The following is a 22,244-nucleotide window of genomic DNA, read 5'->3' on the forward strand; positions in this document are numbered from 1 at the left end:
CAACAACGTATTGTTAAACAAGTAATTATTTCAAAATTACCATTGTATTTGATAGCCTTTTTTTACTTATCCGTAGTAGTATAATTGATCAGCTAACAAAATCATCTGCTGTAAAAAGGGAAAAAATCAAAATAAGGAATTTATGAAATTCAATTTACCAAGCACGCCCAAACTGCTCATTTGTTCGCTAGCGGTGCTGTACCAGCTCGGACTACCGATAAGCGCGTCGGCTTCGGTTGGGAACGGAGCCCTGACTACCGCTGCGCACGCAGATGCCGTTTCCGTCAACCGGCAGGCTATCTCTATTCAGGGCGTGGTAACTTCGGCCACCGATGGCCGGCCGTTCCCTGGTGTTAGTATTAAAGTTAAAGAAAACGGAAGCACCACTACGACCTCCATGAACGGTACCTTCCGTATTGAAGTACCCGATGAACAAGCAATTCTCGTATTCACGTTTGTCGGTTATAAAGAAGAGGAAGTACGCGTAGGTAGCCAACGTATGTTGCGCGTGGCCTTGGAAGAACGGACGGAAGGGCTGGATGAGGTGGTGGTTACCGCCTTAGGCATCAAGCGTTCGACACGCTCATTGGGCTACTCGGTAGGGGAGTTGAGCAGCAAGGATATTAACAAAGTGGCACAGGATAATGTACTCAATAGCATTACCGGTAAGGTGCCAGGCGTTAGTATCAGCTCTACGGGCTCAACCGGTTCTTCCGTTAGCATGGTCATTCGGGGAGCAAAATCCTTGAGTTCGGATAACCAACCGCTCTTCGTAGTGGATGGTGTACCGATTGCCAACACGATTAATAATGTCAGTCAGGTAGGTACCGACAACAACGTAGATTATGGTAATGCCTTGGCCAGCCTGAATCCAGATGATATTGAAAGCATTTCGATCTTGAAAGGGCCGAGTGCCGCGGCGCTCTATGGTTCACGGGCGGGCAATGGCGTGGTATTGATCACCACCAAAAGTGGTAGCGGTTTAGATAAGGTGCAAATTAATGTGACCAGCAATACGGTATTCGATGTGCCGTACAAATACCTGGATATGCATCATCGCTTCGCCGCAGGGGTTATTCCTTTTACGCCGGAAAGTACTCCTAATGGGACGCTCACCATTGAAGAAGGATCGGCAGGCGCTTTAGGCCCCGAACTTGACCGTGGCTATCAAGCCATTCAATGGAACAGTCCGCTAGACGCGGAGGGTAACCCTGTCGCCATGCCGTTGGTCTCTCATCCGAACAATATCAAAGAATTTGTACAAACGGGTATTACCTCTATTAATGGGGTGTCCATCGCTAACAATACGGAGAAGATTACTTATCGGATTTCTTATTCTAATATGATGAATCGAGGCCTTATTCCGAATAGCGATCTGAGTCGGAATTCACTGAACCTCAATAGCAGCTTGAAATTGACCGATAAACTTAAGCTCAGCTCGCAAATTGATTTCAGTCGTAATGGCTCTGATAATCGGCCCGCAGGTAACCGAGGTACCAATCCCCTTCAATGGGCTTATGCCGTAGCACCTCATATTAATATTTTGGATTTAAAAGACTATTGGCTGCCCGGACAAGAGGGGGTGGTGCAGCGTTCGCAAAGTTTGGGCGACTATGATAACCCGTATTTTCTGGCCTATGAAGTGAACAATGCCTTTAAGCGCGATCGCGTTTTCGGTAATATACGTGCCGATTGGCAAATTACGCCCGAAATAAGTTTAATGGGACGCTATGCACTCGATCTTTATCACGAAAAGAGAGAAACCAAAGTTCCGTATAGCTATTCCAATGATCCGAAAGGAGCCTACGGTATCACTAACTTAAATAACCTGGAACAGAATATTGATTTCCTCGCTAGTTATCAGAAACGCTTTAACGATGTGAGCTTTAATACGTCAATAGGCGGAAACACCCGCTATCAGCGCAATGAAAATGTCATCAATGCCTCGATTAATGGAAGCGGTTTAACAATACCCAACTTATATACCTTATCCAATATCGCTCCGACAAGTTTACGTTACAACAGTTACATCGGTGAAAAAGCCATTCACAGTATATATGGATTAATTAACGTAGGTTACAAAGATTTCATTTATCTGGATTTAACTGCGCGAAACGATTGGTCGAGCACCTTGCCAAAAAACAATCGTTCCTATTTTTACCCTTCCGCCTCCTTAAGTGTATTATTGAATGATGCTTTTAAATTACCCGATCAGATCGATCTGTTGAAATTGCGCGGTGGCTGGGCGAGAGCCGGTAATGACACGAGTCCCTATAACTTGATCAACGTTTTACAAAATATGGACCCCTGGGGTAATGTGGTTCGCCTTGGCTCTTCGAGCGCTTTACTCATCCCCGACCTGAAGCCGGAGCAAAGTACATCCTACGAAGGTGGTTTGGATTTTGCCTTATTTAATAATCGATTACGTTTTGCCGGCACCTATTATAAAGTGGATAATCGGAACCAGATTATTCCCATTCAATTGCCCAGCTCCAGTGGTTATACCTCTAAAAACATCAATGCCGGCTTATTGGTAAGCAAAGGGTGGGAACTCAGTTTAGGCGGCACACCGATCAAGTCGACCAACTGGAATTGGGATATCAATGTCAACTGGTCGAGAAACAGAACACGCATTATGGAATTATCAGATGGCTTGGAATACTATGAGTTATGGTCGGACGCCAAGGGCGGTGCCCGTACCTATATAGGGGATGAAATTGGTGATCTCTACGATGCGGAACTCGTTACAGTGAAAGACGTTAATTCGCCTTATTATGGTTATCCGATCCTCGACGAAAATGGCTCCTGGCAGAGTATATCGATGACCAATACACGCACCAAAATCGGTAATTTCAATCCCGATTTTAGCATCGGCTTACAGTCGGGCCTTAGCTATAAACGCTTTAGCCTGAATTTCTCACTCGAATGGCGTAAAGGAGGCAAATTCGTTTCCCAAACCTATCGCTATTATGAATCGGACATGAAAACGCAGCGCTTCCTTGACCAGCTGATCAATCCAAATGGTATGAGCGGGCAAGCGCTACGTGATTACCTGGTGAACAATGACCTGGTGGTTGTGCGTGGCAACCAGTTCCGCATTGTGGGCGGACCAACCCCCGAAAGCGGTGGGCTTCCTTTTACAATGGAAGGGCAGACCTATAACTTCGGCGCTTTTAACCCCGGTGTTATCGCACAATATGATGACGATGGCAATATTGTTGGCTATACCGAAAATTTGGGGGGCGAAGGTACTAAAATCATACCCTTGAGCGATAATTACCCTTGGGACTTTATGAGCGCTGCTACCTTTGATGCCGACTTTATAAAGCTCCGGGAAATCTCGCTTGGTTATGAGCTACCTGGCAACTTCGTTAAAAAGCTGGGTATGCAATCGGCCAACGTTTCCATCTACAGTCGTAATATTATCTTATGGACGAAATCGAAAATCGGGATCGACCCCGAAACGGCTTTTCAACCCGGAGCCGGAACACAGGCAGGTACCCAGTTCAAACAAGGGATTGAACGCTATAATGTAAACCCGTGGGTCATGCCGATCGGTTTCAAAATAGCAGTGGTTTTTTAACCTAATTAGTTATCCAACAAGAAATAAAGCCATGAACAACGTAATAAAAACGCCGGTCGCTTACTTACTCTTGATAGCAATACTCTTGTTTTCCTGTAAGAAGCTGGACGATCTGAATGTGAATCCCAATGGGGTAGATGAAACGGCGGTGAATCCTAACCTTATTTTGCCAACGATATTGAGCGAAACAGGGAAGCTGTATACCAATTTAGGCTATCAGGATATCGCCGGTGTTGTGCAACATACGCAGAAAGATGCTTGGTTTGAAAGCCACAACGATTATGATTGGGCGGGCAGCCAAAGCTGGACAGACTACTACAATATTTTACGTAACACCCAACTTCTCATGAACCGTGCCGAAGAAAGTGGACAGGCCTTTCATCAGGGCGTTGGCTTGGTGATGAAAGCCTATGTCTTTGGGCTTATTGCCGATTTATGGGGTGATGCGCCTTACACCGATGCGTTAAAAGGGAATTTAAACGACCCACAGTATCTTACGCCCAAATATGATACCCAGGCCGATATTTATCATGGCATTTTAGCCGAATTGGAAACCGCTAACAATTTACTCTCGCAACCGGCTTCTTCTTATACGGGTATCGAAGCGGCGGCGGATCTGTTCTATAATGGTGATCCAGCGGCTTGGCGGCGTTTTGCCAATTCACTGGCCTTGCGTTATTATATGCGTCTTTCGGCTAAGGAAGCCTCTTTTGCGCAGGCAGGCATAGAGAAAATCGCAACGAATCCGGATCAATACCCGCTGATCTTAGCGGCGGATGAAGATGCTGCGATGAGCTACCCCGGTACCACAAGCGCCAATGCCTGGCCTAGTAATACCGAGATTGACGATACGGGTGGGTCGAATTTCCGTCGATTGAAGATGTGTGCCACTTTGGTAAACACCTTGCAGCAACTGGATGATCCCCGCCTGACGATATGGGCCCAAAAAGTGGAGATTCCTTTGGTTGTTGATGCCACTTTACCCCCGCGCACCGATCGCATTAGCAATGGGAAGCGATACTTGTCGCCCGATATGGTAGCCAATACCTCCGTTGATACCGATCCGGATTATGTAGGTATTCCGCCTTCTTACTCCAATTTGCCATCCAGTTATAATTTAAACCCAACACCGGGGCAGACCTCATTTAATCCCCATGTTTCTTACTTAAACGAGCGCTATCGGAAAGCTTCCGGACCTTTACTAAAGGCACGGCTCCTTTCAGCAGCCGAGGTGCATTTTATACTGGCTGAGGCTTCACTGAAGGGATGGAATACGGGTAATGCCGCCGAACATTATAATGCGGCCATTGAGGCTTCTTTAGATGCCTGGCAGCTAGCCGCCAATTATAATGCGTATATTGAAACAGAAGGAGTTCGTTTTGATGGGTCGCTTGAACAGCTGATTACCCAAAAGTGGATTGCTAGTTGGACGGCCGCAACGGAGGCTTGGTTCGATTTTCGAAGAACCGGTTACCCTCGGTTGCAAGCGGGGCCGGTAGCGCTTAGGCGGGCCCTTCCCTTGCGCTTTTATTACATGCAGGATGAAATCAATATGAACGGGCAACATGTACAAGAGGCTTTAGATCGATTATCGACCACCGCTTTTTCACAGGCTGATGGTAAAAACAGTGCTTGGTCGAAATGCTGGTTGTTACAAGATACCAATAATCCTTACTAATTAAATTGCGAGAATGAAACAGCGCTTACTGACGGGAATTTTTCATGTGTTTTTTTATATAGGGCTCAGTTTTGCCCAAACTGCTGTGACGCCCCAAAATGCGTTGCAGCAGTATCTAAAGAAAGAAGATGATACGTATAGATGGATCATACACGATACCTTGAGCCTTGGCAACGAGACGAAGGTATATCGCTTGCTACTCACTTCTCAAACCTGGCGAAACATCGTTTGGACGCATCAGCTCAGTGTAATTGTACCGAAAAATTTAAAGCAAAGTGCTGCCTTATTATTTATCAGTGGCGGTTCGCTGGATAAGGGACAGCCAAGATGGACCGATAAGCAGGATGCGTTAACAGTGAACCTAAGCTCCCTTGCAGAAAAAAATGGAGCCTGTGTAGCGCTATTGAAACAAACACCCAACCAACCGCTATTCAATGGGCTGACAGAAGATGCGCTCATTTCTTATACCTTTCATCAGTTTCAGAAAGAGGGCGACTACACATGGCCTTTACTTTTTCCCATGGTAAAAAGTGCTGTTAAAGCCATGGATGCGGTTACGGAATTCACTGAAAAACATACGATGGTGCCTGCTGATCGTTTTGTGGTGTCAGGCCTTTCCAAACGGGGATGGACAACTTGGCTGACAGGGGCCAGTGATCAACGCGTCATAGCAATTGCTCCAATGGTGATTGATGTGCTGAATATGCCCGTAAGTCTGGATTATCAAATTGAAACCTGGAAAGAATACAGTGTTGAAATTCAGGATTATGTAAACTTAGGTATTCCGCAGCAGGCAAAAAGTGAAGCCGGCGCTACACTCCTGCAAATGGTTGATCCCTATAGTTACCGACAGGCGTTGAAAATGCCTAAAATGATTTTTATGGGTACCAACGATCCTTATTGGGTGGTTGATAATATAAAACACTATTACGATAGTATCCCGGGAACCAATTTGCTGCATTATGTACCTAACGTAGGGCATAATTTGGGAGACGGACAAGATGCCTTTAATGCGTTGAATGCCTTTTTTGCCTTAACGCTCCGGGATGAAGGATACCCGCCTGCCGAATGGCAAATCAATACTGAAGGGAAGAAAGTAAATTTGGCGTTGAAAATTCTTCCCGATAAGCTACAGGGTATAAAAGTTTGGGAAGCCTCCTCTAAAGATGCTGACTTACGCAATAATGTATGGTTATTCAGCCAAAAGAACTACGTGGGAAACGAGGCTCAGCTTCATTATTCCTTTGACTTTCCCAGCGCGGGCTATAAGGCATTTTTTGTGGAGCTGCTCTATCCCGATCCTACGGGAAGCACCTATGGGCAGTCGAGCCGGATCTTTGTAATGGATAGCCTTGGATTGGTAGAAAGTCATCAACACGGTCATCTGGAAGCGACGCTGAAGGCTTTGGCGGAACCACATCGGAATAAAATCTTAGTGGCCGCGCATCGCGGAGTACATCACGAAGTACCGGAAAACTCGCTTGCAGCCATTGAAGCCGCCATTAAACAGGGTGTAGATATTGTTGAAATAGACGTAAAGGTAAGCAGCGATGGTATTCCTTTCTTGATGCATGATCAAACCATCGACCGCACAACGAATGGAAAGGGGGATGCGGAAGGCTTTACTTTTCAGGCGCTAAGCCGATTACAGTTGAAGCACCGGGGCAAACAAACCAGCTACCATATTCCCACCTTGGAAGAAGCTTTACAGCTCGCAAAGGGGAAAATTGTACTGGATCTGGATCTTAAAACAGATAAGTTGGATCCCATCCTGCATACCGTTGCCAAAGTAAAAGCACAGCGGGAAGTGATCTTTTTCGACAGTGATTACAAGCAGTTGGCAAAAGTAAAGGCTGCCAACTCCTCACTTAAACTAATGCCGAGATCACATGATCTAAAAGAAGCCGACAAAGCGCTCGCGCTGTTTGAGCCAAGCATTGTGCACCTGGACGAAAGTTTTTATACCAATACCGTAACAGCTCATATCAAAAACAAGGGTGCCAACGTTTGGATGAATACCTTGGGTGATCTGGATAAAATGATCGCACAACAAGCGGACCTAAGCGAGTTGGACAAGTTTCTTGCAAAAGGCGCCAATATTATACAAACAGACGAGCCCGAAAAACTATTACGCTATCTCAACGGTAAAGAGAAGCGATAAAAAAACAAGAAAATGAATAAAAGATTTCTATTTTTCTTCCTTTGCGGCTTTTATTGCTACAGCTGCTTTGCACAGACGGAGGCGCTTAAACGACCAAAACTAGTAGTGGGCTTGGTTGTCGACCAAATGCGCAGGGATTACCTTTATCGTTTTTATGATCGCTATGGAGAAGGCGGCTTCAAACGCATATTACGAACCGGTTTTAGCCACGGGAATGACAGACATTCGGCCTACGTTGGCAGCACTATTACATATACAAGAACCCAACGGGAATGTTGGCCACCCGTTGATTGATTTATTAAACCTACCCTAATGACGTCTTTTTCGACTGTATTGAAATTACAATTTGGCCTCCTAGCTTGTCTGCTAACGGCTAGCTGCAGGCAAGCTTCAACCGCATTGCCTATTGCCGAAAATGTGCTCGATTCAGGCTGGGTGATGGCTCCGAGCCAAGTGGTCGGCGACGAAGTGGACAAGGTATTGGAACACACGGCGGAAAATGATTGGTATCCGGCCTTGGTACCAGGCACCGTGCTTGGGGCATTGGTAGAAGCAGGTGTTTACCCCGATCCTTTTATAGGCACGCGCATGGATAGTATTCCTGCGCAAGTCTTTCAATCACCTTGGTGGTTCAAAAAGTCGTTGTATATCCATAACTTAAATTCGGAAGAACAGGTCATCCTTTATTTAGACGGCATCAACTATCGCGCGGATATTTGGCTTAACCAGCAGTTAATTGCCGATAAGGACAGCATCTACGGTGCCTTCCGACAATTTGCGTTGCCGGTGAGCCGCGCCATTAAAGAAGGCGAAAACCAACTGCTCATTAAGATTTATCCACCACAGGTGCGCGATTTTTATATGGGCTTCGTAGACTGGGCGCCCACACCGGCCGATCACTTTATGGGCATCTTTCGCGATATCCGGCTGAAGCGCAGCGGATCCGTTTTTATAGAAGACGTTTTTGTTGAGAGCGACTTTGATGTTTGCGATACCAGCAATGCGGAACTCAAGGCGCAAGTTGCATTAAGAAATGCAAGCGACAGGCCCGAGCAAATCACCTTGGCCCTTCGTATTGCCGGCCAGCAGCTAAAAAAACAGATCGTTCTCGAACCCTTCGCCCATCGGATAGTTTCGTTTGACCATCGTGACTTCCCACAGCTTCAAATAAAAAATCCAAAGCTCTGGTGGCCTAATGGCTTAGGAGCACCATCTCTTTATAAAGCAGCTGTAAAACTCTACAATAAAAACCAAGAGCTTTCTGATAGCAACTACCTCACGTTCGGGATCCGCAAAATCGAAACTTATCGAAACAGCAACCAGGGGCGACATTATAAAATAAACGGTCGTGATATACTCATCAAAGCTGCGGGTTGGGTAGATGATCTTTTTTTGCGTTATCTTCCCGATAAAGATCGTGCACAAATTCAATATGTGCAGGATATGGGGCTTAACGCCCTTCGTTTGGAAGGGGTATGGGCTAATAATCAGCATCTATACGATCTTTGTGACCAGTACGGCATTCTAGTGATGCCCGGATGGAGCTGCCAATGGGAGTGGCCGGATTATTTGGGTCTGCCACTCGAGATGAAAGCAGGGGACGAAAACCTGCCCATCAATGAAGGGGTTGAGCGCTACGCCATCAAGCTGATGCCGAAAGAAAAAGATTTATTAGCGACTTATTTCCGCGATCAGGTCAAATGGTTGCGCAACCATCCAAGTATTCTCACCTGGCTTGGTGGAAGTGATGCCATGCCTCCTCCCGATCTGGAACAACGTTATCTGGACACCTTGGCAAAATATGCGCCTACTACGTCGTTTCTGATCTCTGCGGGTGAGTTTACCAGTACAATATCGGGAAAATCGGGCATGAAAATGAACGGACCCTATCAATACGTGCCTCCCGTATACTGGTACGAGGACAAAAAATTAGGAGGTGCCTACGGTTTCAACTCGGAGGTCGGTCCAGGCCCACAAATCCCGCCCATTAAAAGCATCGAAAAAATGATTCCACCGGCATACCGTTGGCCGGCTGACAATGCGGTATGGAACTACCACTCCGGACGCAAGGATTTTGCTAGCCTGTCTATCTACCTAGAGGCCTTGCAAAAGCGATATGGCCCTAGTCCTAATCTGGCAACGCTGGCTTTTAAAGCACAACTGTTAAATTATGAGGCGATTCGCCCAATGTTTGAAGCACATGTTATGAATAGAAAACAGGCAGGAGGTGTGGTTCAGTGGATGTTAAACTCGCCTTGGCCCGAATTTTACTGGCAGCTATATGATTATTACCTGATGCCAAATGCTGCTTACTTTGGTACGAAGAAGGCCTTGCAACCCATCCTCCCCTTATATAACTATCATGATAGATCGATTTACCTCAGTAATGATACGCGGCAAGATTTACGGAAACACCAATTGCTTGTACAAGTATACAATCTGCAGTCACAGTTGATCAGCCGGCAGGTAATACCAATTGATCAAATGAAAGCAAATCATGTTGTTAAGCTTATAAAGGTTCCATCAGGCAAGCAAGAGCCGGTCACTTTCCTGCATTTAGCCGTTTTGAATGAGCATGGACAAGCCGTAGCCGACAATTTTTATTGGCTGAGTGCGCAGATGGACACACTGGATTGGAACACCTATTCTTGGTTTTATACACCGAGCAAGGAATTTGCAAATTTTCGTCCCTTATCTGAATTACCGCCTGTTAAGCTCGAAATGGCTAAGAAATTTTTACGGAATGAAGGAGCCTATCAAGTATGGCAAATAACACTAAAGAACACAAGTGACAAGCTTTCCTTTTTCAACGAATTACAGTTAATGAATGAGTCATTGACGGATAATGTATTGCCTGTTTTATGGTCTGATAATTACCTTTCTCTTCTCCCATATGAGGTTAAAATGATCACGGTCCGTTATCCAGAGGATCAGAACGCCCGGATTCAATTGCAATCGGTCAATGGGGAAGTAAAGATATTTTAGTTTACCTCCTTAGCTGTTGTCTCTTACGAAAGACGAAAGGGCTGCAACCATAGATCTGTTTAAACTGGCGTGCTACATTTTTGCTGTCCTCGTAACCCAAATCGAGCGCAATCTCATAAATTGCATGATCTGTTTGTAGGATTTTTTCGGCAAATTTTTCCATCCTTAAGGTCGAAATATACTTGTAGATAGGCATTCCCGTACATTCCAAAAATCGTTTCTCCAATACACGCCTGGATAAAGGAATCACCTTTAATACATCTTGTACACACAGGTTTTTCTCAATATTATGATGGATATACTTTAAAGAAGCCGCCACTTGGATGTCGTTAGTTGCATAAATATCGGTGGATTGGCGAGTAATAATCTGCAGTGGTCCGACATAAATATCTTCACCATTATAGGTGTCTGTCAGGATCATTTGTTCCATCCTATGTGCCGCTTGATACCCGCCCTTCTCTGCATTTAGTGAAATACTTGATAAGGGCGGATCGGAGAGTTCACAGATCATTTCGTCGTTGTCAACCCCTAATACGGCAATATCTTCGGGAATACGGATATGGGATAACCGACATGCTTCCGTAATATGTTGTCCCTGATTATCATCGCAGGCCATCAAAGCAATCGGTTTCGGTAGCGATTTGAGCCACCGACTCAACGCGCTGGGGCGGTAGTACCATAATTCATCGGCAGTAGGCCCGGTATGTTCAAAATAGTGTACCGAAAATCCCGCATATGCCAATCGCTGTTCAAATCCTGTAGCCCGTTCTCGCGACCAGACAATATCTTTGAACCCATAAAAAGCAAAGTGGGTAAAGCCCTTTTTTAAGAAATATTCTGCGGCCATGGCACCTGCTTCAAAATAGCCTCCGGTGATATTGGGAATGTTATGAAAACGCTCCTTAAAATCCTGCGCGATAACTTTAATATTGGCATCCAGTAACCGGTCGATTTCCGGATCATTGTATAGCTGACCAATGATTCCGTGCGCTCCCCACTCTTTTGCCCACCGCAAAATCCCTGACATGCCCAAAGTTTCCCGATGAAACAAAGGCATGGAGCAAAACAGCCATTTTCCGGACTCTTTAGCATAAGCCTTTATACCTTTCAACAGGCTCTTGCTGTATTCTTCGGCAAAATCGAGGAGCAGAATCACTTTGTAAACCATCGCTATTTAAAAATTAGTTCTTTGCCATCTATGCATCACCTCTTATGTTATTTATTGAATCAGGTTTATATCGGTAGGATTCATTTGCATGTATTTCGATTAAAAGCTTATAAATCCCGATACGCAATACGTACAATAAAGTTAAACATAAATGGCCAACACCGATCTTTTTCCCGCAAATTGTTAGACCTAAAAATTATTACATTTATGTATCTCCCATTAAATCCTAGTTCCCTTTGCAAGTACATTCATATCAAATTGGATTAAGGAGGCTGCGCCCAAAAGTGCAATATGCGAATGCTCGGAAGCCAACACGCGCACCTTTTGTAAGGTGTTGGAATAAGCAAAAGACCTCATTGACTCTTCCATGCTTTTCTTAAAAAGAGGGTAGGCCTTGGAGATGGACCCGCCTAATACGACCACTTCGGGATCGTAGGCGTAAAGCATTATTTTCAGTGCCTCGCCAACGTGAAGGCCAAACTCTTCCCAAAGCCTTATTGCCTCATGATCACCTCCAATAGCTTCTTTTGCGATCTCTTCTGCACTTTTTTGCATACGATCCATAAAAAACTGACTGCCTACATATTCTTCCAGTGTTTTATTCAGGTACGGTAAGAGTCCGATTTCGCCGGCCCCGCAATTATGGCCCATATAAAGCTGATGATTGAGTATCAGCCCTGCCCCCATACCCGTTCCGATTGTAACGCCAATAAGCGATCCTATCCCCTTTGCTACACCATAGTGATATTCGCCTAAGGTAAAGCAATTCACGTCGTTATTTATCTTCACGGGCAGGTGAAGCCGTTCCTGTACAATTCGTTTCAATTCAAGCCTTTTCCAAGCAGGAATATTCGCTACATCATATACCACGCCCTGTTCAATATCCACGACTGATGGAACGCCAATCCCGATTCCTTCAACGGCTTGGGTGGTTAGTGGTTTAATTGTTTCTATAAGTTGGTAGAGCGTAGCATCCATTGAATCCTTGTTTTGCAGTGCGCATTGATTTTGATGAATAACAACACCATTTTCTATCAATCCGGCACGAATATTAGTGCCTCCTATATCTACACCTATTACCATTTTTTCGCTGAGTTACAAAGGTTTTTGTTCATACCTTTATAATACGGGCGCATCTTCAAAATGTACTATTCAATACCTATAAATTTATCCCTTAGCGTGGTTATGCCGTTGGCACTTTCGCTTGATCATTGGATCGATTAGATTGTTCGAACAAAGAAAGCCCATTGACATGATGTTAACTTTACGGATAGGTTAAGAAATAGTTGTACGTACCGGGAAATGGCATGTTTAAGCCTGCTTGCTGTTAGCGGTTGAGGCCGCCGTAATCTCGCGTATTTTACTTATGTTTGTGTATCTCGTTTTTGTAAACCCAAATATGACCAATCGATGGAATCGCTAAACGGTATTAATGCACTCACCCTCGTTTTTACGTCTATTCTCTTATTTGCCATAGCCTATCGTTTTTATGGCATTTACCTGGCAAACAAAACCTTGAAACTCAATAATCAGCATGTTACACCGGCGATTGAATTTGCAGACGGCAAAGATTATGTAGCAACCAATAAGAATGTCCTCTTTGGGCATCACTTTGCGGCGATTGCTGCAGCGGGGCCGTTGGTTGGGCCGGTTTTGGCTGCGCAGTTCGGCTATTTGCCCGGGACGCTTTGGATACTTATTGGTTGTGTGCTGGGGGGTGGCGTGCATGATATGGTCGTACTTTTTGCATCGGTACGCCATAAAGGGCAGAGCCTGGCCACCATTGCGTCCAAAGAAATTGGTAAGATTACGGGGACAGTAGCGGGCTTTGCCATCTTGTTTATTCTTATTTTAACATTGGCAGGACTGTCTTTGGCTTGTATTAACGCGATGCACGAAGCCTCGTGGTCGCTCTTTACGGTATTGATTACGATGCCCATCGCGATTATCATGGGTTTGATCATGCGCTATAAAGCAAACAGTGTCTTATTTGCGAGCATGCTAGGGGGCGTGCTATTGATTGCCGGAATTATTGGCGGTCATAGCTTGATGCAGCATGAAGCGATCAATAAGCTATTCAGCTGGGACATTGGCACCATTTCCATTGCCATACCTGCTTATGGTTTTATCGCATCGGTATTACCGGTATGGCTACTTTTAGTACCGCGAGATTATCTCTCGACTTATCTCAAGATAGGTACCATTGTGATGTTAGCCATTGGGGTTATTTTCATCCATCCCACTTTAGAAATGCCGGCACTTACTTCTTTCATCCATGGAGGTGGGCCGGTTATTGGAGGACCGGTACTTCCTTTTATTTTCATTGTGATTGCCTGCGGGGCTATATCGGGTTTTCATGCGGTAATCGCGACGGGGACAACCCCCAAAATGATTGCCCATGAACGCGAAATTCTTTTTGTAGGATACGGTGCCATGTTGGTGGAAGGTTTCGTAGCGCTGATGGCGCTGATTGCCGCCTGTACGTTGATGCCCGGGGATTATTTTGCTATCAATACGCCGAAAGAAGGATACGACGCCTTTTTAGCCGCCCATCCTGCCTTACATGGGGTCGATATCGATTACTTTTCGGAAAAGATTGGGGTAGATCTTCACGGTAGAACAGGAGGTGCCGTTTCTCTTGCCGTGGGTATGGCGCATATCTTTAATAAGATCCCGGGGATGGACACCCTTATGGCCTATTGGTATAATTTTGCTATTATGTTTGAGGCGGTTTTTATTTTAACCGCTATTGATGCCGGTACGCGTGTGGGTCGCTTCTTCTTGCAAGAGATGCTGGGCGCTGTATGGCCGAAGTTCAATGATAAGAACTGGATACCGGGAATTGTGATCAGTAGTTTGCTTTTTACTTTCGCTTGGGGTTATCTCGTTTATACCGGCAATGTAAGCAGTATTTGGCCTTTGTTCGGTATCAGCAACCAACTTTTGGCTGCTTGTGGCTTGATTGTGTGTACGACGATGCTGATCCGTTTAAATCGCGGAAAACATGCAGTCTGTGCGGCCGTACCCGGTGTTTTTATGGCTTTTATCACTTTTTGGGCAGGCTATCTGCAAATCGTTGATATCTATCTTCCTCATGGAGAATACTTGCTGGCCGGATTGGCGACGCTGGCGATGCTGCTTATGCTTGTGGTATTTATAGGAGCCTTCCGGAAATGGTATCAATTGCTGCAATTGAATAGCCATCAGACAGACTATTACGGCGAGCAGGTAAAGGAGCTTGTGGAGCGATAAGTTCTACGTTATAAGTTTTAAGTTATAAGTTTTAAGTTAGGGCTTTTGCTATTGCCAGTGCAACTAATAAGGCTGTAAGCTATAGGCGCTAAGCCGTAGGCGTTACCGAATACTGCTGCTGATCGGCTGTCAGAGGTCAGCGTCAGCTTTCAACCGCACATGGCCTATCCAGTTATAAGTTCTACGTTATAGGTTTTAAGTTAGGGTCTTAACGAGCTTTCAGTGATCAGCTATCAGTCGCACTAGCCCTTCTCATTATCACATTGGCTATTAAGCTATAGGCCATAAGCTATAAGCCATAAGCTGTAGGCGTTACCGAATACTGCTGCTGATCGGCTATCAGAGGTCAGCTTTCAGCTTTCAGTCGCGCTAGCCCTTTTCATTATGACATTGACTATTAAGCTATAGGCCATAAGCTATAAGCTGTAGGCGTCACCGAATACAGCTGCTACTGCAACCATTTAACGACTCAACCATTCAACTACTTCTTAGCGACTCAACCATTTAACTACTCAACTATTCAACTTATTCTTAGCGACTCAACTATTTAACTACTCAACTATTTAACGGCTCAACTATTTAACTACTTCTTAACGACTCAACTATTCAACTACTTCCCTAGGCATCCATTGCCCTGCCTTCATTACCCCATCAATTTGATGGGTGTTTCTGATATCCGTTAATGGGTTTGCCTCTAAAATAAGTAAATCGGCCACTTTGCCTTTTTCGATGGTGCCATATTGCTTGTCGATGTGGAGGATTTTAGCGGCATTTTGCGTGGCAATGGAAATGGCTTCTAAGGGTGTTAAGCCCGCGCGTACAAGCAGTTCCAGTTCGCGATGTTCAGCATAACCTTGTACACGGGTCGGCGAGGCACCGGAATCGGTGCCTAATCCCACCAGTATGCCTGCTTTTGCCATGCGCAATACGTTCGCCAGCGCATTTTTGAGGGCCAAGACTTTTCTTTCGTATTGTGGATCTTTTTTTACCTGGCTTTGGTAATCGGGGGCACTGAGCATTTCGTAGACACCCGGTTCCAATGCCTGTTTAAAGAATGGATCGTTCATCCATTCGGGATCCGAGGCATAGGCGATAGCAAACTCATCGAGCGTGAGTGTTGGAATATAGGCCACTCGATTGGTTTTCATTTGGGTTAATAAATCGTCATCCACTAATTGATCGCGAATGCTATGGCCAAGCACGTCGACACCATCGGCAACGAGTTGACGGGCGTCCTCCAGGTTGTACACATGCGCTACTACGGGAATACTGTGCTTATGAGCTTCTTGGATGATGGCTTGGTATATAGAGCGGTCCATTTTTTTTGCGGTACCACCGAAATCGTCTACCCATATTTTGACAGCTTGAGGTTTATATTGCATTAATTGGTCCATCAAGGCAGGTACTTCTGAAGCGTTTGTTGGCCGATAGAGTAGATCCATGGGCGAACCGGTGGGTACCGCTCCCGGAACATTGAAACCAATGCCCGCTGAAAACAGTCGCGCGCCGTCCAATTGCCCATTTTTGAGCGAATCGTATAGTTGATTTTCAAATAACAACGGTCGGTCGGTGCCCATAGAAAGGACCTGTAAGATGCCATATTGTTGATATTTTCGCAACTGGCGCAGTATGTTTCCCCGTGTAAAATTTTCCGCACTGGCTGATGTTCCTTTCAAGGTGCCGATATGTACATGTGCACTGATAAAAGCAGGAAGAACTGTTTTTCCAGCGAGATTGATCACTTTTGCATCGCTTGTATCTAATTGGGAATCAATCGCAGCAATGAGGCCATTGAAAATGGCTATATCGGCTTGACGGGGGGCCGCACCGGTTCCATCAATTACCAAGGCATCTTTTAATATTATTTTTGTGTCATCAGCGGTGTCAGCTTCTTGGCGAGAGGAAGAGCAGGCAAGGAAGAATAAAAGCAAAAGGAATAGCAATAATTTGTCCATAGCTGTCTATATTGGGCGTTTAAAGTTAGCAATTTGTTTTTTTAACGTGCGGGGCAAATCACACATCGTACCACTTGCATAACGTGCAGGGATTGCCTATGTTTGCCTCAATCCGTGTCTATGCATAAATTTATGCAAAGCCGAGTATAAACCCAAAAGCATTTTTAATATTAATTTAATATAAAAGACATCTTTTTTGGCTCATTTTGCCTGTTGATATGGATATCGAAAAGCTAAGCGAAACTCAGCATGCTGAAGGCGTTGGTTGCAAAGCCGGCCCTTCTGACACGGCCTTAGCGGATGCTATTCGGCAGGGAGATACGCGTGCTTTTCAGTTGTTCTATGATCGATTTTACCTGAGGCTACTGGTTCAGCTTAAATTGCTTTCGACTGATTTTCAGTTGGCGGAGGACATTTGTCAGGATGCATTTGTACGGCTTTGGGAAAAGCGCGAGTCGATCGATCCATCCAAATCACTACAGGCTTACCTGCGCAAGATAGCTCACCACCTTTTTATCGACCTAAAACGAAAACAACAACTTCAACAGGTTTGGAATCAGGAAAGGGCTACGGAACCATGCTTGGAGGAAACGGTGCTTGAAAACCTTTATCATAAGGAACTGAACGATAAATTGCAAGAAGCCTTACAGTTATTGCCGGAGGAAAAGCAGCAAATTTTCCGGCTCAGCCGCGAACAACAGTTGAGCTATAAAGAAATCGCTCAGCTTGAAAATACTACACCTAAAGCCATCGAACGTCATATGGCAAGAACAAATGCATTCTTAAAGCGCTACCTACGCGAGTATACTGACTTAGCTTACCTTTTCGTGGTCGGTCTTTTTCTAGGGAAATAAAAAAAATTTAAAGGGAGAGGGGGATGTGAGCTCCTTGTTCGTATACACTTTATCATAAAGACATGAAGTATACGACACACCGATATATCCATAAACTCTTAGCCGGCACCTTGCTGGAGGAAGAGCGGTTGGAATTGATTAATTGGTTTGATAACCTTTCAGCGGAAGAATCTCAGGCTTTTTTCGAAGAGCTGGGGCAATATATGGATCGTTTGGATGACGAGCAAGTAGCTCGTTTAGAGGATGTGTTGCAGCACCTGCGAGAACAATCCATCAGTACCGTGGCGGCAAGCAAATCGAGGAGCTTGTCCTTCTGGAAGGTGGCAGCCATCATCACTTTATTGCTTGTTGGAAGTGTGGTCTTGCTAAATTATTTGAACAAGAGAGAAGCCTTGTCTTCGGAATCCGCAAAGACATTGGTATGGAAGACAATAACGAATCCCGCCCGTACCCGCACCAAGCTGCGTTTGCCCGATAGTTCGTGGGTGTGGTTAAACGCAGGCAGTAAATTGGTATATCCGGAGCAATTTGATGATTCCGTTCGTTTAGTCAAGTTAATAGGAGAGGCTTTTTTTGAGATACAAGAAGATAACCAAAGACCCTTTTACGTGGAATCCTCAAGGCTAGTTACGCAAGTATTGGGAACCGCTTTTAATATGAAAGTTTTTGAGCATGAGCCTTTGGTGGTTACTGTACAGTCGGGCAAAGTGAAAGTAGCCGGTGAAAAGGAGGAGCGGGTATTGGCACCGAATCAACAAGTTGAGTACTTGGAAGGAATGGGTTTATCGGCGGTGAAAGCCGTAGACGCCTCGGTAAGCGCGAGCTGGCGAAATGGGGTGCTCAACTTAAATAATAAAACCCTTTGGCAGGCGACACGCGAAATGGAGCGCTGGTATGGTGTAACGATCCGTATTGATAAAGAAAAATTAAAGAATTGCGTGATAGCCGGGGAGCATACCAATACCGGTTTATATAATGTGTTAAACTCGTTGGCTTTTGTCTTGAAGCTGCGGTATACAACTAACGGAAATGAAATCGTCATTACAGACGGAAAGTGTCCTTAATTGATCAACCTCAAAAATAATAAAATGAAACCGACATAGCATAAAATACATAAAGAAGCGGGAACATCGGATAATGTTCCCGCCGACGGCAGCTTAACAATACTTTGGCCGGTAAGAAAAGCTGCTACGGATTAACGAACTCAATATTCATTAAACACTCAAAATTATGAAATTAATACTACAACAAGTAGTAATTAGGATAGTTATGCGTATCGCAACCATTATTGCGTTTCTTATAATAAGCTTATCCTGTTCTTTTGCCACTACAGGAAAAGCACAGGGACTCGCAACGCTGACCGTTCACTTGGATATGAAACAGGCAACCGTTAAGCAAGTGCTCGAAGTGTTGGAGTCGAAAATAAACTATAAATTCTTATATCCAAAAGCCTTGGATAGTTATAAAAGTCCGGTTTCAATCTCCGGAACTTATGCGGTATCGGATATTTTGGTGGAGCTTGCGACCCAAACCGGATTGTCTTTCCGACAAATTAACCATACCATCGCCGTGTCGCTCAACAATGTGAAGGCTAAGAGTGATGCGATAAAACAACTGCTGGTAAGCGGTCGTGTAACCGACTCCTTGGGAAACGCCTTACCGGGAGCCAGTGTGCTGGTGAAAGGCGGTGGCAAGGGTGCGAATACCGATAGTCAAGGGCATTATCGTATTCAGGCCGCTAAGGGTGATGTACTCTTGTTCTCTTATGTGGGCTATCGACAATTGGAAGTGCCGGTAGAAGGAAAGCAAACGATCGATGTGCAATTGCATGAAGAAGGTGCCGCTTTGAGTGAAGTAGTAGTGGTTGGCTATGGTGTACAAAAGAAAGCCACAGTAACGGGAGCGGTTGCAACGGTTTCGGGGAAAGAGATCAATAAGGCGCCTACGACCCATGTAGCCAATACGCTGGCAGGACGTGTAGCGGGGATTACCGGACTGGAAAAGACTGGCGAACCGGGTTCTGGCGGAGCGCAACTGTTTATACGCGGACAAAGTACGCTGGGCGATAATAGCCCGCTATTAGTTGTCGACGGAGTACCGAGTTTATTGGGAGGACTTGACAAATTGGACCCGAATGACATTGAAACGGTATCGGTATTAAAAGATGCCTCCGCTTCGATTTATGGTGCCAGAGCAGCGAACGGTGTTATCCTAGTAAAAACGAAACGTGGAATTGACGGAAAGCCGACGCTCGATTATAGCTTTAACCAGGGTTTTGTGACTCCAACGAGAATGCCCAAAATGGCTGATGCTCCGTTATACGCGCAACTGACCAATGAGATTCTTGAATATGCGGGGCAGCCTATTAAATTTTCGGCAGAAGATATCCAGAAATTTGCCGATGGTTCTTCACCTTATACCCATCCGAACACGGATTGGATCGATGCGGTTATTAAACCGCTTTCCTTACAGAATCGACATAATTTAGGGTTGCGCGGGGGATCGGAGAATATCAAGTACTTTGTTTCATTGGGCTCCCAATATGAAGATGCCGTGTACAGGAATAGTGCAACCAATTATAAGCAACAAAACTTACGGGTTAATTTGGATGCAAAGGTCAATGAATATATACAATTGAGCTTTGATTTGCAGGGTCGGCATACGAACCGAAATTATGCGCCGCGCGGAGCGGGCGATATTTTCCGGTTTATTCAACGTGGTCGACCAACGGAAACAGCCATTTGGCCAAACGGCCTCCCCGGGCCGGATATTGAAGGGGGTAATAACCCCGTAGTGACATCCACAGAGGAAGCTGGGTATAACCACCATGTGATTAACCTCGGGAATGCGATTATTGGTTATAAAATCAAGATTCCGGGAGTTGAAGGCTTATTTGTGGATGGAACCTATGCAGCGAGTGTAGAGGTGCTGCACCGCAAAAATTTTGTAAAGCCTTGGACCTTGTATTCCTTTGGCGGTTTTGACGAAAATAACGAGCCGAAGTTGGTCGCCGCCCAACGGGGTGTTAATTCGCCGGAACTGACCGAACGTTACGATCAGAATCAGCAGGTTCTTTTTAATACAAAGATCAACTATGTACGCTCTTTCGGCAAGCATAGTCTGAATAGCTTTGTGGCATATGAGCAAAATGTGGATAAGGGAACCAACATTCTGGGCTATCGTCGGGACTTTATATCCCCGGTGGTTGACCAACTTTTTGCGGGAGGTCAGGACATGCGCAGGGTGGAAGGGTATGGCTATGAATTTGCCCGAAGAAATTATTTTGGTAGAGTATCCTATCAATACAATGATACCTATTTACTCGACCTTAATTTTCGGGTAGATGGTTCGCAGAACTTTCCCGCGGGGAAACGTTATGGTTTCTTTCCCGGGGTGTCAGCCGGTTGGGTCTTATCCAATGAATCTTTTTGGACCAAATATGCGAAAACAGTCAATTTCATGAAATTAAGGGCCTCTTATGGGCAAATGGGAAATGATAAAATCGATAATTTCCAGTTCTTAAGTAATTATGGTTTTGAGAAAAATAGTGTTCTCCAGGGAGCAATTTTCGGAGATAACCTAACCTTCAATCCCGCAATTTATCCAGTGAGAGTGGCTAATCCCAATATTACCTGGGAGGTAGCCAATACCTTAAACGTCGGTTTGGAAGCTCAATTATGGAATGGTCGTTTCGGACTGGAATTCGATTATTTCCGTGCAGATCGTGATAAAATTCTTATTCAGCGTGCGCAGTCAATACCACAGTATGCAGGGTTTTCCTTACCTGACGAGAATTTAGGAAAAGTTCGTAACCAAGGTTTTGACGCGGTATTAAGCCATCGGAATACCTTCGGGAATTTACGAATGGACATCAGTGGCACCGTTTCCTTTGCGCGCAACAAGATTCTGTTTTGGGATGAATCCCAAAATATCCCGGCATACCAACAATATACCGGTTCTCGCATTGGATCCGGGCTCTATTACCATGCCATCGGGGTATTCAAAAATGAAGAGGAGCTGGAAAATTATCCTCATTGGTCAGGTGCTCGCCCGGGAGATGTGATCTTTGAGGACTTTAACCGAGATGGCAAAATAGATGCGTTGGATCGTATCCGTTTTGAACCTTCTTTCCCCGAGTGGAATTTCGGATTGAATATTAATTTGCAATACAAAAACTTTGATCTTTCGGCGCTTTTTCAGGGCGCTACCGGAGGCTCGCAATATGTGCGAACCGAGTCGGGCCTGATCGGGAATTTTCCCCTTGCTTTTGTAGAAAATCGCTGGACACCGGATAATCCGAACACGAATGTTCCTCGTGTATACGATACGCGTGAGTATTGGATTACGCAGGGCAATTCCCATTGGTTATGGGATACCGATTATGTTCGTCTGAAGACCTTACAGGTTGGTTATTCCCTTCCGGCACACGTGATCGAAAAAATCAAGCTGAAAGGTTTACGCTTTTATCTCAGTGGACAAAACCTGTTTACTTGGGATAAAATGAAGATTTTTGATCCTGAAATCCATGACAGAGAGGATAATGGAAATCAAGCTCATTATTATCCCCAAATCAAGATCTATAATATAGGTGCTAATATCACTTTCTAA

The 22,244-nt window shown here is 45.0% G+C and carries 11 protein-coding genes and 1 pseudogene; 9 read left to right on the forward strand and 3 right to left on the reverse strand.

From position 1 onward, the window contains the following. Positions 1-142 precede the first annotated feature (142 nt). From FKG96_RS06445 to FKG96_RS06465, 5 genes and pseudogenes are all read left to right on the forward strand, one after another. Entirely contained in the window at positions 143-3,583 is a 3,441-nt protein-coding gene (locus FKG96_RS06445) for a SusC/RagA family TonB-linked outer membrane protein (protein ID WP_130856102.1), read from the forward strand. Between the two features lie 31 nt (positions 3,584-3,614). Next, on the forward strand, positions 3,615-5,261 hold the full coding sequence (locus tag FKG96_RS06450; protein WP_130856103.1) for a SusD/RagB family nutrient-binding outer membrane lipoprotein: 1,647 nt from the start codon (positions 3,615-3,617) through the stop codon (positions 5,259-5,261). 13 nt (positions 5,262-5,274) lie between these two features. After that, complete coding sequence (locus tag FKG96_RS06455) at positions 5,275-7,422, forward strand: PhoPQ-activated protein PqaA family protein (RefSeq protein WP_130856104.1); 2,148 nt, start codon at positions 5,275-5,277, stop codon at positions 7,420-7,422. Positions 7,423-7,434: 12 nt separating this feature from the next. Beyond that, positions 7,435-7,638: pseudogene (locus FKG96_RS06460) on the forward strand (alkaline phosphatase family protein); the annotation flags it as partial. A 96-nt stretch (positions 7,639-7,734) separates the two neighbouring features. Further along, entirely contained in the window at positions 7,735-10,407 is a 2,673-nt protein-coding gene (locus FKG96_RS06465; protein WP_149105273.1) for a glycoside hydrolase family 2 TIM barrel-domain containing protein, read from the forward strand. A 1-nt stretch (position 10,408) separates the two neighbouring features. On the opposite strand, the gene FKG96_RS06470 is transcribed toward FKG96_RS06465, so the two are convergent. Then, complete coding sequence (locus tag FKG96_RS06470) at positions 10,409-11,575, reverse strand: DNA-binding transcriptional regulator (RefSeq protein WP_013665192.1); 1,167 nt, start codon at positions 11,573-11,575, stop codon at positions 10,409-10,411. Between the two features lie 219 nt (positions 11,576-11,794). Then, positions 11,795-12,658, reverse strand: a complete 864-nt coding sequence (locus tag FKG96_RS06475) for an ROK family protein (protein ID WP_130856106.1) — start codon at positions 12,656-12,658, stop codon at positions 11,795-11,797. Between the two features lie 327 nt (positions 12,659-12,985). Here FKG96_RS06475 and FKG96_RS06480 point away from each other — a divergent pair, with 327 nt between their 5' ends. Beyond that, the gene (locus FKG96_RS06480) at positions 12,986-14,827 is read left to right on the forward strand and encodes a carbon starvation protein A (protein ID WP_130856107.1); all 1,842 of its coding nucleotides are present in this window, start codon (positions 12,986-12,988) and stop codon (positions 14,825-14,827) included. Between the two features lie 602 nt (positions 14,828-15,429). On the opposite strand, the gene FKG96_RS06485 is transcribed toward FKG96_RS06480, so the two are convergent. Continuing rightward, positions 15,430-16,782, reverse strand: a complete 1,353-nt coding sequence (locus FKG96_RS06485; protein WP_130856108.1) for an amidohydrolase family protein — start codon at positions 16,780-16,782, stop codon at positions 15,430-15,432. Positions 16,783-17,000: 218 nt separating this feature from the next. Between FKG96_RS06485 and FKG96_RS06490 the strand changes: the two genes are divergently transcribed. The 3 genes from FKG96_RS06490 to FKG96_RS06500 all read left to right on the forward strand — a co-directional run bounded on the left by FKG96_RS06490 (position 17,001) and on the right by FKG96_RS06500 (position 22,244). Then, positions 17,001-17,636, forward strand: a complete 636-nt coding sequence (locus tag FKG96_RS06490; protein ID WP_130856109.1) for an RNA polymerase sigma factor — start codon at positions 17,001-17,003, stop codon at positions 17,634-17,636. Between the two features lie 62 nt (positions 17,637-17,698). Further along, a complete protein-coding gene (locus tag FKG96_RS06495; protein ID WP_130856110.1) occupies positions 17,699-18,700 on the forward strand; it encodes a FecR family protein in 1,002 nt (333 codons plus the stop codon). 166 nt (positions 18,701-18,866) lie between these two features. Then, positions 18,867-22,244 carry a TonB-dependent receptor gene (locus tag FKG96_RS06500; protein ID WP_149105274.1) on the forward strand — a complete coding sequence of 1,126 codons (3,378 nt, stop codon included), beginning with the start codon at positions 18,867-18,869 and terminating at the stop codon, positions 22,242-22,244.

Source organism: Olivibacter sp. LS-1 (assembly GCF_008245145.1).
Classification (GTDB): domain Bacteria; phylum Bacteroidota; class Bacteroidia; order Sphingobacteriales; family Sphingobacteriaceae; genus Olivibacter; species Olivibacter oleidegradans.